The organism is Pseudomonas sp. LD120, assembly GCF_009861525.1.
Lineage (GTDB): Bacteria > Pseudomonadota > Gammaproteobacteria > Pseudomonadales > Pseudomonadaceae > Aquipseudomonas.
The window spans coordinates 263,861-277,342 of sequence record NZ_WVHL01000005.1 but is presented as its reverse complement, the minus strand read 5'-3'; the positions used below and the strand labels follow the sequence as shown (position 1 = coordinate 277,342).

General features: G+C 62.0%; 12 protein-coding genes. 3 read left to right on the top strand and 9 right to left on the bottom strand.

Annotated features, from left to right (window positions below; all coding sequences use genetic code 11):
* Positions 1 to 150 precede the first annotated feature (150 nt).
* Complete coding sequence (locus PLD_RS15560; RefSeq protein WP_159894187.1) at positions 151 to 534, bottom strand: hypothetical protein; 384 nt, start codon at positions 532 to 534, stop codon at positions 151 to 153.
* A 151-nt stretch (positions 535 to 685) separates the two neighbouring features.
* Here PLD_RS15560 and phoB point away from each other — a divergent pair, with 151 nt between their 5' ends.
* From phoB to PLD_RS15545, 3 genes are all read left to right on the top strand, one after another.
* Entirely contained in the window at positions 686 to 1,375 is a 690-nt protein-coding gene (gene phoB, locus PLD_RS15555; RefSeq protein ID WP_003177195.1) for a phosphate regulon transcriptional regulator PhoB, read from the top strand.
* A 107-nt stretch (positions 1,376 to 1,482) separates the two neighbouring features.
* Entirely contained in the window at positions 1,483 to 2,811 is a 1,329-nt protein-coding gene (gene phoR / locus PLD_RS15550; protein ID WP_159894185.1) for a phosphate regulon sensor histidine kinase PhoR, read from the top strand.
* Positions 2,812 to 2,928: 117 nt separating this feature from the next.
* Positions 2,929 to 4,269, top strand: a complete 1,341-nt coding sequence (locus tag PLD_RS15545) for a hemolysin family protein (RefSeq protein ID WP_159894183.1) — start codon at positions 2,929 to 2,931, stop codon at positions 4,267 to 4,269.
* A gap of 96 nt (positions 4,270 to 4,365) precedes the next feature.
* On the opposite strand, the gene PLD_RS15540 is transcribed toward PLD_RS15545, so the two are convergent.
* From PLD_RS15540 to PLD_RS15505, 8 genes are all read right to left on the bottom strand, one after another.
* Positions 4,366 to 5,265, bottom strand: a complete 900-nt coding sequence (locus PLD_RS15540; RefSeq protein ID WP_159894181.1) for a peptidoglycan DD-metalloendopeptidase family protein — start codon at positions 5,263 to 5,265, stop codon at positions 4,366 to 4,368.
* Positions 5,266 to 5,326: 61 nt separating this feature from the next.
* A complete protein-coding gene (locus tag PLD_RS15535; protein ID WP_159894179.1) occupies positions 5,327 to 5,641 on the bottom strand; it encodes a helix-turn-helix domain-containing protein in 315 nt (104 codons plus the stop codon).
* Entirely contained in the window at positions 5,634 to 5,969 is a 336-nt protein-coding gene (locus PLD_RS15530; RefSeq protein WP_159894177.1) for a type II toxin-antitoxin system RelE/ParE family toxin, read from the bottom strand. Before PLD_RS15530 ends, PLD_RS15535 begins: the two co-directional genes overlap by 8 nt.
* 433 nt (positions 5,970 to 6,402) lie before the next feature.
* Entirely contained in the window at positions 6,403 to 7,353 is a 951-nt protein-coding gene (locus tag PLD_RS15525; RefSeq protein ID WP_159894175.1) for a response regulator, read from the bottom strand.
* Positions 7,354 to 7,519: 166 nt separating this feature from the next.
* Complete coding sequence (gene phoU, locus PLD_RS15520; RefSeq protein WP_159894173.1) at positions 7,520 to 8,281, bottom strand: phosphate signaling complex protein PhoU; 762 nt, start codon at positions 8,279 to 8,281, stop codon at positions 7,520 to 7,522.
* Positions 8,282 to 8,395: 114 nt separating this feature from the next.
* The gene (gene pstB, locus PLD_RS15515) at positions 8,396 to 9,229 is read right to left on the bottom strand and encodes a phosphate ABC transporter ATP-binding protein PstB (RefSeq protein WP_159894171.1); all 834 of its coding nucleotides are present in this window, start codon (positions 9,227 to 9,229) and stop codon (positions 8,396 to 8,398) included.
* A 180-nt stretch (positions 9,230 to 9,409) separates the two neighbouring features.
* Positions 9,410 to 11,080: a phosphate ABC transporter permease PstA gene (gene pstA, locus PLD_RS15510; protein ID WP_159894169.1), complete on the bottom strand. Its 1,671-nt coding sequence runs from the start codon at positions 11,078 to 11,080 to the stop codon at positions 9,410 to 9,412.
* A gap of 15 nt (positions 11,081 to 11,095) precedes the next feature.
* Positions 11,096 to 13,381 carry an ABC transporter permease subunit gene (locus PLD_RS15505; RefSeq protein ID WP_159894167.1) on the bottom strand — a complete coding sequence of 762 codons (2,286 nt, stop codon included), beginning with the start codon at positions 13,379 to 13,381 and terminating at the stop codon, positions 11,096 to 11,098.
* Between the last annotated feature and the right edge of the window lie 101 nt (positions 13,382 to 13,482).

Genomic DNA, 13,482 nt, shown 5'->3' with positions numbered 1-13,482 from the left:
AATCGCCGGAGGTCGGGACTTGAGATCGCCGGAGGTGTGGCCGGGAGAAGGTCTGGGCCTTTTCGCAGCTTCGCCATGGCTCAGCAGCGGCTACAAAGATCGGTATAGCCGCTGCCGCAGGCTGCGAACGGCCCGAAGGGCGGCGGGAGGTCAGTCGGGCTTGGCCACCTTCCAGGCGCCATCCATCTTGCCCTCGCCGGTCATGTCACCGGCTTTCTTGTCCATCACGAAGGTGTACAGCGGCTTGCCGTCGTAGGCCCATTGCATCGTGCCGTCATCACGCTTGATCACCATCCACTTGCCCATCGCCTTATCGCTGCCCTCGGCCATCAGCGGCGGCCAGTTGGCGGCGCATTTGTCGTTGCACATGGACTTGCCGTCAGCGTCCTTGGCAAAGGTGTAGAGGGTCATGCCCTGGTGATTCACCAGCACGCCGTCCTTGCTCATCGCCGGGTCGGCGGCCAAGGCGAATGTCGGCAGGACCAGCACAGCGCCCACCAGCAGGACTTTCATTGATTGCTTGAACAGAGTCATGGAAACCTTCTTTTGTGGTTGTCAGGAATCGGACCCAAAGCGTAGTCGACGAAGCTGCACCCCGCTCCGAGAGCTGAAATACTGTCACACGACTGCAATAATTCCGTTATCTAATGCGGCGCAAGACAGTTAAATGACAAGGGGTTCCAGCATGGTTGGCAGAAGCATTCTGATCGTTGACGACGAAGCGCCGATTCGCGAAATGATCGCCGTTGCGTTGGAAATGGCCGGCTATGACTGCATGGAGGCAGAGAACTCTCAGCAGGCCCATGCCATCATCGTCGACCGCAAACCGGACCTGATCCTGCTGGACTGGATGCTGCCCGGCACCTCAGGCATCGAGTTGGCGCGACGCCTCAAGCGCGACGAACTGACCGGGGATATCCCGATCATCATGCTCACCGCCAAGGGCGAAGAGGACAACAAGATCCAGGGCCTGGAAGTCGGCGCCGACGACTACATCACCAAGCCGTTTTCACCGCGCGAACTGGTGGCCCGCCTCAAGGCCGTGCTGCGCCGTGCCGGCCCCACCGACGGCGAAGCACCGATCGAAGTCGGCGGCCTGCTGCTGGACCCCATCAGCCACCGGGTAACCATCGACGGCAAGCCGGCGGAAATGGGCCCCACCGAATACCGCCTGTTGCAGTTCTTCATGACCCACCAGGAACGCGCCTACACTCGCGGCCAACTGCTGGATCAGGTCTGGGGCGGCAACGTGTACGTCGAGGAACGCACCGTGGACGTGCACATCCGCCGACTGCGCAAAGCCCTGGGTGACGCTTACGAGAATCTGGTACAAACCGTGCGCGGCACCGGCTATCGTTTTTCCACCAAGGCCTAGAAAGCAGCGATAAGCTTCGAGCGGCAAGCGACAAGGACAAACCGCCGCAGACTTGTAGCTGGATACTTGCAGCTTGGAGCTGCCCTCCTCCCATGGATGTGTTTTAAGTGAACCAGAACTGGCATGGCACCCTGATTCGCCACCTGTTGCTGTTGATCACCGGCTGCCTGCTGGTGGGCCTGATCAGCGGCTACTACGGCTGGAGCCTGGCCGCCGGCCTGGGCCTCTATCTGGCCTGGACCCTCAAGCAGCTGCTGCGCCTGCACGAATGGCTGCGCCTGCATCAACCCGACGAAGCACCGCCCGATGGCTATGGCCTGTGGGGCGAAGTGTTCGACAGCATCTATCACCTGCAACGCCGCGACCAGCGGGTGCGCGGGCGCCTGCAAGCGGTGATCGACCGAGTCCAGGAGTCCACCGCGGCCCTGAAAGACGCGGTGATCATGCTCGACAGCGACGGCAACCTGGAGTGGTGGAACCGCGCCGCGGAAACCCTGCTGGGCCTCAAGACCCCCCAAGACAGCGGCCAACCGGTGACCAACCTGGTGCGCCACCCGCGCTTCAAGGAATACTTCGAACAAGACAACTACGCCGAACCGCTGGAGATCCCCTCCCCGGCCAACGACCGGGTGCGTATCCAGCTGTACATCACCCGCTACGGCAACAACGAACACCTGATGCTGGTGCGCGATGTCACCCGCATCCACCAGCTGGAACAGATGCGCAAGGACTTCATCGCCAACGTGTCCCACGAGTTGCGCACCCCACTGACGGTGATCTGCGGCTATCTTGAAACCCTGCTGGACAACGTCGAGGAAGTGAACCCGCGCTGGAGCCGCGCCCTGCAGCAGATGCAACAGCAAGGCGGGCGCATGCAGACCCTGCTCAACGACCTGTTGCTGCTGGCCAAGCTGGAAGCCACCGACTACCCGTCGGACAACCATCCGGTGCCCATCGATGGGCTGCTGCAATCGATCAAGAGCGATGCCCAAGCGCTGTCCGGGGAGCGTAACCAGCACATCACCCTGGAAGCCGACGCCTCGGTGCAGCTCAAGGGCAGCGAGGCGGAACTGCGTAGCGCCTTCTCCAACCTGGTGTTCAACGCGGTGAAGTACACCCCGGCCGAAGGCAATATCCGCATTCGCTGGTGGGGCGATGAACAGGGCGCGCACCTGAGCGTGCAGGACTCCGGGATCGGCATCGATAACAAACACCTGCCGCGCCTCACCGAGCGTTTCTACCGGGTGGACTCCAGCCGCAACTCCAACACCGGCGGCACCGGCCTGGGCCTGGCCATCGTCAAGCACGTGCTGCTGCGCCACCGAGCGCGCCTGGAAATCAGCAGCGTGCTGGGCCACGGCAGCACCTTTACCTGCCATTTCGCCCCGGCTCAGGTCAAAAAATTCAGCGCGGACTGCCTGACCGAACAGCGCTGAGCGCGGCCTGCCCCTAGGCAATCGCCCTGTCAGCCGCTACATTGCGTAGCCTGTGCCTGCTACGCGGGCGCAGCATTTCCCTCTTTTTCGAATACACGGAACCCGCAAAACTCCATCATGGACCCTTCCCCTGGTTTTACCCTCGCGTCTTTGTTCGCCGATTTCGGCATGATTCTTTTTGCTTTGATCCTGGTCCTGCTCAACGGCTTTTTCGTTGCTGCCGAGTTCGCCATGGTCAAACTACGCTCGACCCGGGTCGAGTCCATCGCCCACAAGAACGGCTGGCGTGGACAGATCCTGCGCACCGTACACAGTCAACTGGACGCCTACCTCTCGGCCTGCCAATTGGGCATCACCCTGGCCTCCCTGGGCCTGGGCTGGGTCGGTGAACCGGCCTTCGCCCACCTGCTGGAGCCGCTGCTGGGCGCCCTGGGCGTGAGCTCCCCGGAGGTGATCCGTGGCGTGTCGTTCTTCACCGCGTTCTTCATCATTTCCTACCTGCACATCGTGGTCGGCGAGCTGGCGCCCAAGTCCTGGGCAATCCGCAAACCCGAGCTGCTGTCGCTGTGGACGGCGGTGCCGCTGTACCTGTTCTATTGGCTGATGTACCCGGCCATCTACCTGCTCAACGCCAGCGCCAACACCATCTTGCGCATTGCCGGCCAAGGCGAGCCCGGCCCGCACCACGAACATCACTACAGCCGCGAAGAGCTCAAGCTGATCTTGCATTCCAGCCGTGGCCAGGACCCCAGCGACCAGGGCATGCGTGTATTGGCCTCGGCCGTTGAAATGGGCGAACTGGAAGTGGTGGACTGGGCCAACTCCCGGGAAGACCTGGTGAGCGTCGAATTCAACGCGCCGCTCAAGGAAATCCTCGCCCTGTTCCGCCGCCACAAGTTCAGCCGCTACCCGGTCTACGACAGCGAGCGCAACGAGTTTGTCGGCCTGCTGCACATCAAGGACCTGCTGCTGGAACTGGCGGCCCTGGACCACATTCCAGAATCGTTCAACCTGGCCGAGCTGACCCGCCCGCTGGAGCGTGTGTCTCGGCACATGCCGCTGTCGCAATTGCTGGAGCAGTTCCGCAAGGGCGGCTCGCACTTCGCCCTGGTGGAAGAAGCCGACGGCAAGGTCATCGGTTACCTGACCATGGAAGACGTGCTGGAAGTGCTGGTGGGCGATATCCAGGACGAACACCGCAAGACCGAGCGCGGTATCCTCGCCTACCAGCCGGGCAAACTGCTGGTGCGTGGTGACACCCCGCTGTTCAAGGTGGAACGCCTGCTGGGCATCGACCTGGACCATATCGAAGCCGAAACCCTCGCCGGCCTGGTGTACGAAACCCTGAAACGGGTGCCGGAAGAGGAAGAAGTGCTGGAAGTCGAAGGCCTGCGCATCATCATCAAGAAGATGAAAGGGCCGAAGATCATCCTGGCCAAGGTGCTAATGCTCGACTGACCGCGGCCCCAGCACCGCCACCTCGAGCGACCAACCTTGCGGTAGCCGCCCCTTGCAACGCAAGGCTACCGCAAGCAGCCTCGGCCCTGGGAGTTGCTAGGGTTTGCCGAGGGCGAAATTGGGCAATGGCCCCAGCGGCCGATCGAACTGATAGGGAATCGACACCAACCCCAGCCCGGTGTTGCGCTGCACCACAAAATGCAGGTGCGGCCCGCTGCTGTTGCCGGTATTGCCCGACAACCCCAGCGGGCTGCCCGGCACCACCCGCTGACCTTCGCGCACACTCACCGAACCTTGCTTGAGGTGCAGGTACACCCCCATGGTGCCGTCGTTGTGCAGCACCCGGACAAAGTTGCCCGCCGGGTTACTACCGCGCCCGTCCTGGGCATTCTCGGTCTTCACCACCACTCCGCCACGCGCCGCGATGATCGGCGTGCCCACCGGCATGGCGATGTCCATGGCGTAGCGATTCTTGGCACCGAAATGGCTGTATCGGCCATTGGCGCCCTGGCTCAGGCGAAACGACCCGCCGCGCCACGGCCACCGGTAACGATAGGTGTGAACGGCCCCCGCCGGGTCCCCCAGGGAGTAACGGAACCTGGGGACATAGCTCAAGGGTTGGTCGACCCGAATGGCCCTGAGCAGCGCCAAGCGCTGCCTGCTGCGGGCCGGCAGCACCTGACGGATCGGCCGAGCGGGCGCCCCGCTGACGTTGTGCACGCCGGTAAAAGCCAACTCGATCTCCACCGGAGCATAGAGATCGTTGCGCACATACACCGCCTCCACCCCCTGGTGCTGGTGGATATCCAGGCGCACCTGACGCTCCAGGTGCTCGACCATGCGCTCGCGAAACACGAACGCCTGGGCCCCCGGCGCCGGCCGGTCGCTGTAGGACACCACGCCATTGGCGTCGATGGACTTGTAAACAGTCATCGCCGCCAGCGACGTTGCGAAAAAAGACCATCCACACAACAACAGCAGCAGGCGCACAAACATGGGGCAGCTTCTTGGCAGGGTGAGACATCACGCTAGCAGCCAGACATGCAACTTGTGTGAATCAGACTGGGGCCAAGGGGTCGATACCACGGGCATCGAAGTGGAGATCCACCCCCAGATGAGCAGCCTCGGACAGGTTGACCAAGGCATCGAGGGAAAACTTGTTGATCTTGCCGCTGAGCACGTCGTTGAGCCGCGGCTGGGAGATATTGAGGCGCCTGGCGGCCTCCTTCTGCGATACCCCCCAGGCGTGTACGGTCTTGCCCAGCTCCAGCATCAGCTTGGCCCGCAGGCGCATGTTGGCGGCGTCCTGGGGAGTGGCCTCAAGGGCGTCCCAGACACTGGCAAAGCGTTGAGTAAGCGGTGAATCAGTCATGGCGTAACCCCGTGTCCTGAAATCTGGCGCGAGCCAGTTCGATATCCCGCGCTTCGGTCTTGCGGGTGGTCTTGCGCACCGCGTACAGCACATAAATGGCTGCGGGCCGCCTGACCACATAGAACACCCGAAACGCCCCTGAATCCTCATGGACCCTGATCTCGAAAACGCCCGGACCGATGGTGTTCACCGACCTGCAGTCGTAGGGCTGTTCACCCTGCTGCAGCAGATCCAACTGGAAACCGGCGGCCCGACGAGCATCTTCAGGAAACACCCTGAGATCCCGCAGCGCGCTCCCGACAAACACCACATCCTTGTGCCTGGGCATCGAACTTCTCCTGTGACTGACCAGGAGCAAGGCTAATCAAGACGGCCGAGGCTGGCCGCACCGGGTTGTTTCAAGGCATGGCCGCAAGGGGTGAATCAGGTAGAGCGCTCCATGCAACTTATATCCAAACAGATATAAATCAAGCGCAAGACCATTAATCAGACGTACGGAGCAACGTCTCGGGAGGAGCGGCCTAGGCCCTGTGCCCTGCGGGTTACGGCCGATGTGGCGTGCCGTTGGCGGATTCGATGGATAGCGCAACAGCCTACCTGGGCGGCAGGCAAACAACCGGTGTGGAAAGTGTTTTCAGCAGATGTCCGCGGCGGCCCGCATCAGCGTCGGCACTGGCTTGCCGGCAAACAGCAACGTACACCTTGCGGCGCCCTATCGGGCGCCTTCGCTGGCCAGCCAGCAGCTACGCGGCGGATGAAGATCAGGCGCCGGGAACGAAGTGCTTCTGAGCGGTGCCGCGGGCGATCAGGCGGGAGATGTAGTCGAGCTTCTGAGCGTCCTGGTCGACAAAGCGGAAGGTCAGTTGCAGCCAGTCACTATCAGGCTTGGGCTCCACCGCCACCACCGCATGCAGGTAGCCGTTGAGCCGTGCCACTTCGGCGTTATCGCCCTGCTCCAGATCCAGCACTGCGCTTTCCAGCACCTGAGGCAAGCTGTCGGTGCGCTTAACCACCAACAGCGCTTCCTTGATGCTCAGGGCTTTGATCACGCACGGCTGGTTGCCGCTGGACAAGCGCAGTTGCCCCTGGCCACGACCAGCGCTGGAGGCGGCAGCAGGTGCCGGCGCCTTGACCGGTGGGCTGTTGATCAAGCCACGAGCCGGCGCTGCGGCACTCGGCGCGGACGCTGGAGCCGTGGGCCTGGCAAACGGGTTGACCGGCGCCGAAGCCCCCACCACCGCCGGCTTGCCGCCGGTCAGGGCGCTCAGGGAGTCGTTGCCGAACGCTGAGTTCATCTTGGTCGGCGCACTGTTCATCAAGGTGTCGAGCTTGCCGACCTTGTTCAGGGCCTGCTTGACCTTGGTCAGCAGCTGTTCGTTGGTGAAGGGCTTGCTGACATAACCGGAAACCCCGGCCTGGATCGCCTGCACCACGTTTTCCTTGTCGCCGCGGCTGGTGACCATGACGAACGGCATGGTTTTCATCGCCTCTTGGCCACGGCACCAGGTGAGCAATTCAAGCCCGGACATTTCTGGCATTTCCCAATCACACAGGACCAGGTCGAAGGTTTCGCGGGCGAGCATCGCCTGAGCCTTCTTGCCGTTGACCGCGTCTTCGATCTTGATACCAGGGAAGTAGTTGCGCAGGCACTTCTTCACCAAGTCACGAATGAACGAAGCGTCATCCACCACCAACACACTTACCTTACTCATCGACCACCCCTTTAAAAATCCCGGCAAGCATAACGCTGGCTGATGGCACTTTGCCAAAACTCTTCAGTCACGCCGGGACTTTTCGTTCGCGGGTGCTGCTTTTCGAATTAGAGGGCCACAAACAAAAACGCCCGGCCAAGCGGCCGGGCGCTCTTCTCGGGCACTCTTATTTATCGTCAGCCTGACCCGGAACATTAGCGGATTCGCTACTGGTACCTTCAACTTCTTCCTTCATGCGCTTGAGTCCGAGATGGCGCACATCGGTGCCACGCACCAGATAAATCACCAGTTCGGAAATGTTGCGCGCGTGATCGCCGATCCGTTCCAGCGAGCGCAGCACCCAGATAATGCTCAGAACCCGCGAGATAGAGCGCGGGTCTTCCATCATGTAGGTGGCCAGCTCACGCAGCGCGGTCTTGTACTCGCGGTCGATGGTCTTGTCGTACTGGGCCACGGAAAGTGCCAGGTCGGCATCGAAGCGGGCAAAAGCGTCCAGCGCATCGCGAACCATGTTGCGTACCTGGTCGCCAATGTGACGCACTTCCACGTAGCCACGCGGTGCCTCGCCCTCTTCGCACAACTGGATCGCCCGACGAGCGATCTTGGTGGATTCGTCACCAATGCGCTCCAGGTCGATCACCGACTTGGAGATGCTGATGATCAACCGCAGGTCCGACGCCGCCGGCTGGCGACGGGCCAGAATGCGCAGGCACTCCTCGTCGATGTTGCGTTCCATCTGGTTGATCTGGTCGTCGATCTCACGCACCTGCTGGGCCAGGCCGGAGTCGGCCTCGATCAGCGCGGTAACCGCGTCATTGACTTGCTTCTCCACCAACCCGCCCATGGCCAGCAGGTGGCTGCGCACCTCTTCGAGCTCGGCATTGAACTGCTGGGAGATGTGGTGAGTAAGGCCTTCCTTCGAAATCATCGTGTTCGCTCCGCGAAAGTTGCAAGCTTCAAGCCGCAAGCTTCAAGCAGTTAAATATTGATCCGGATACCGCCGCTGTCTTGCCGCTTGAAGCCTGCGGCTGCAGTTGCCTCTCTAGCCGTAACGCCCGGTGATGTAGTCTTCGGTCTGCTTTTTCGCCGGATTGGTGAACAGGGTATCGGTATCGCCAAATTCCACCAGCTTGCCCATGTACATGAACGCGGTGTAATCAGAGACCCGCGCCGCCTGCTGCATGTTGTGGGTCACGATGACGATGGTGAACTTGGACTTGAGCTCGTAGATCAGCTCTTCGACTTTCAGCGTCGAGATCGGGTCCAGGGCCGAGCAGGGTTCGTCCAGCAGCAGCACTTCCGGCTCAACGGCGATGGTCCGGGCAATCACCAGGCGTTGCTGCTGACCGCCGGACAGGCCCAGGGCCGAGTCGTGCAGACGGTCTTTGACCTCGTCCCACAGCGCCGCGCCCTTGAGCGCCCACTCCACGGCTTCGTCGAGAATGCGCTTTTTGTTGATGCCCTGGATGCGCAAGCCGTAGACCACGTTTTCGTAGATGGTCTTGGGGAACGGGTTGGGCTTCTGGAACACCATGCCGACCCGGCGACGCAGCTCGGCCACGTCCTCGCCCTTGCGGTAGATGTTGTTGCCATAAAGGTTGATGGCGCCTTCCACACGGCAGCCGTCCACCAGGTCGTTCATGCGGTTGAAGGTCCGCAGCAGGGTCGACTTGCCGCAACCGGACGGGCCGATGAAGGCCGTCACGCGCTGCTTGGGAATGTTCATGCTGACGTCGAACAGTGCCTGCTTCTCGCCGTAGAACAGGCTCAGGCCGGGCACTTCGATGGCCACGGTTTCCTGTTCCAGGCTCAGGCTCTGCTTGTCGCGGCCCAGGGCGGACATGTTGATGCCATGGGAATGGGTTTCGTGCTGCATGGTCTCACTCCGTTCGTAGCCGCAAGTTGCAAGCTACAAGCTTCAAGTTGTGCGCAAGCGGCTTGTCGCGGCTTGCAGCTTTGGGCTCGCTACGCTCGTAGCGGCAAGTTGCACGCTACGAGCTTCAAGTTACACGCAGGCGGCTTGCCGCTAGAGGCTTGCCGCCTGCCACTGTTCTTCTTAGCTATCCAGCGCCTTGTACTTCTCGCGCAGGTGGTTGCGAATCCACACCGCCGACAGGTTGAGCGTGGCAATCACCAGCACCAGCAGCAGCGCAGTGGCGTACACCAGCGGCCGCGCCGCCTCGACGTTGGGACTCTGGAAGCCGACGTCATAGATGTGGAAGCCCAGGTGCATGATCTTCTGATCCAGGTGCAGGTACGGGTAGTTGCCGTCCACCGGCAGCGACGGCGCCAGTTTCACCACACCCACCAGCATCAGCGGCGCCACTTCACCGGCGGCACGGGCCACGGCGAGGATCATGCCAGTCATCATCGCCGGGCTGGCCATGGGCAGAACGATCTTCCACAGGGTTTCGGCCTTGGTCGCGCCGAGGGCCAGGGAGCCTTCGCGCACGGTCCGGGGGATCCGCGCCAGGCCTTCTTCGGTGGCCACGATCACCACTGGCACCGCCAGCAGCGCCAGGGTCAGCGAGGCCCAGAGCAGGCCCGGGGTACCGAAGGTCGGTGCCGGCAGGGCTTCGGGGAAGAACAGTCGGTCCAGGGAGCCGCCCAGTACATAGACGAAGAAGCCCAGGCCGAACACGCCGTAGACGATGGCCGGAACCCCCGCCAGGTTGTTCACGGCGATGCGGATCACCCGGGTCAGGGCATTCTGCTTGGCGTATTCACGCAGGTAGACCGCCGCTAGCACGCCGAACGGGGTGACGATCATGGCCATGATCAGGGTCATCATCACGGTGCCGAAGATCGCCGGGAAGATCCCGCCTTCAGTGTTGGCTTCACGGGGGTCGTCGCTGAGGAACTCCCAGACCTTGTTGAAGTAGAAGCCGATCTTGGCAAAAGTGCCCATGGCGTTCGGCTGATAGGCGTGGACCACCTTGCCCAGGCCGATTTCGAGCTCTTTACCGTTGGCATCGCGAGCGGTCAGGCTGTCGCGATTGAACTGCGCGTGCAAATCGCTCAGACGGGCTTCGATGTCCTGGTAGCGGGCATTGAGCTCGGCGCGCTCGGCGTCCATGTCGGCTTGGGCGGCGGGGCTCAACTTGCCCTCCAGCTCCAGCTTGCGACCGTGCAGGCGGATGCGCTCAAGGCCGGCGTTGATTGCACCGATGTCGGACTTTTCCAGGGACTTGAGCTGGGCAGCCAGCTTGTTCACTCGCTCGATCCGCGCTTGCAGCTCAGGCCAGGCGGCTTCGCCTTCGGCGATTACCTTGCCGTTTTCTTTGACGTTGACCAGATAACCGTAGAAGTTGCCCCACTCACGGCGCTCGATGGCCATCAGCTCCTTGGGGTAGCTCTGGTTGGTCAGCCACTCGCCGACGATCCAGGTGAAGTCGTTGCCGTTCAGGTCACGGTTGCCGACCTTGATCAGCTCCCGAGTCATGAACTCCGGCCCCTGGTCAGGCACCGGCAGGCCGGCACTCTTCAACCGTGCACGGGGCACCTCTTCCTTTTGCACCACTTCACCGACAACCAGGTGGTTGGCCTGACCCGGGACATCGTAATTGGCGTGCACCAGGTCCGCCGGCCAGAAGTGACCGAGGCCACGCACGGCGATCACCGCCAGCAGGCCGATGGTCATGATGACCGCGATGGACACCGCGCCACCGCTGATCCAGACGCCGGGGGCGCCGCTCTTGAACCAGTCTTTTAGGGAGTTCTGTTTCACAGACTTCTACCTTTCTTAAAGCGACGAGTATTTCTTGCGCAGACGCTGACGGATCAGCTCGGCGAGGGTGTTCATGACGAAGGTGAACAACAGCAGCACCAATGCCGAGAGGAACAACACGCGGTAGTGGCTGCCGCCGACTTCCGATTCGGGCATTTCCACCGCGACGTTGGCCGCCAGGGTGCGCAGGCCTTCGAACAGGTTCAGCTCCATGACCGGGGTGTTACCGGTGGCCATCAGCACGATCATGGTCTCGCCCACGGCGCGGCCCATGCCGATCATCAGTGCCGAGAAAATCCCCGGGCTGGCGGTGAGGATCACCACCCGCGTCATGGTCTGCCACGGCGTGGCGCCCAAGGCCAGCGAGCCCAGGGTCAGGCCACGGGGCACGCTGAACACGGCGTCTTCGGCGATCGAGTAGATGTTCGGGATCACCGCGAACCCCATGGCCAGGCCAACCACCAGAGCGTTGCGCTGGTCGTAGGTGATCCCCAGGTCGTGGGAGATCCACATGCGCATGTCACCGCCGAAGAACCAGTTCTCCATGAACGGGCTCATGTACAGCGAGAGGAAGCCGACGAAGATGATCACCGGGATCAGCAGCGCACTTTCCCAGCCATCCGGCACTTTCAGGCGGATCGACTCAGGCAGGCGGCTGAAGGTGAAACCGGCCACCAGAATACCGATCGGCAGCAGCATCAACAGGCTGAAGATGCCCGGTAGATGGCCTTCGACATAGGGCGCCAGGAACAGACCGGCGAAGAAACCGAGGATCACCGTCGGCATCGCCTCCATCAGCTCGATCACCGGCTTGACCTTGCGGCGCATGCCCGGAGCCATGAAGTAGGCGGTGTAGATCGCCGCGGCCACGGCCAATGGCGCCGCCAGCAGCATGGCGTAGAACGCCGCCTTCAGGGTGCCAAAGGTCAGCGGTGCCAGGCTCAGCTTGGGTTCGAAGTCGGTGTTGGCCGCGGTGGATTGCCAGACGTATTTAGGCGCGTCGTAGTTTTCGTACCAGACCTTGCTCCACAGCGCGCTCCAGGACACTTCCGGGTGCGGGTTGTCCAGCAGCAACGGTTGCAGCTTGCCGTTGGCTTCGACGATCACCCGGTTGGCCCGTGGCGACAGACCGAACACACCCGGGCCATCCACCACCTGGTCCACCAGCAAGGTGCGGTGAGCGGTGCTGTGGAACACCCCGAGTTTGCCGGCTGCATCCAGGGCGACAAAGCCCTTGCGACGCTCTTCGGCAGTGATCTCGATGATCGGCGCGGTGCCCATCTGGAAGGTACGGATCTGCTTCAGGCGCTGCTCGCCGTCCGGGTCACGGGCCATGAACCACTGGGCCAGGCCACCCTTGGAGGTACCGATGATCAGCGAGATCCCCCCCACCAACTGAGTGCTGGCGGTGACTTCGCTGTCGGCGTCTTCCAGCAGTTTGTAGCGACCGTTGAGGCTCTTGTCGCGCAGGCTGAACACGTCGGCCTGGGCCCGGCCATTGATCACGTACAGCCATTGCTGGCGTGGATCGATGTACATCGCCTTGACCGGTTCAGTCATCTGCGGCAGCTCGACGCGGCTCTGCTCGCTGGTGACTTCACCGGTCATCATGTTTTCTTCGCGGGTCAGCTTCAGCACCTGCAGTTGCGCACCGGTGGAAGCGGCGATGATCAGCGATGAATCCGTGGCGTTGAGGTTGACGTGCTCCAACGCACCGCCCTGCTCATTCAGGGTGATCGGGGCTTCGCCGTAGGGGTACTCGATGGCCGGCGAGATGGTCTTCTTACCATCCGGGTAGCTGACTTTATAGGTATGACGGAACACCAGGGCCTGGCCGTTGGACAGCCCCACCACCACCAGCGGGTTGCCAGGCTGGTCCTTGCCGATGGAAACAACGCTGGCGCCCGCCGGGATCGGCAGGTCGACCTTGCGCAGTTCGGCGCCGCTGTGAATATCGAAGAACAACGCCTGCCCCTGGTCGGATACCCGCATGGCCACCTGATTCTGCTCTTCGAGGGAGAACATCAGCGGCTTGCCGGCGTCCTGCATCCAAGCGGGCGTCAGAGGGTCCTTGGCGGTCAGGTCGGCGCCCTGGAACAGCGGCGCAACGACGTAGGCGAGAAAGAAAAAGATCAGGGTGATAGCACCCAGCACCGCCAGCCCACCCACCAGGACGTACCAGCGGGTCAGGTGATCTTTCAGCGCTCGGATGCGGCGCTTGCGTTGCAGCTCAGGCGTATTGAAGTCAATGCGCTTGGGGGGAGATGTCGTAGTCATGGGGGAGTTGGCCAGATCATTCATGCGCACACCCTAGCGATCCTGTATGACAGAAAGATGACAATGCAGTGACGCAGCAAATCCGCCGCGTGACAGCGTCGGCAGCGGACAGAAAATGAGGTTGC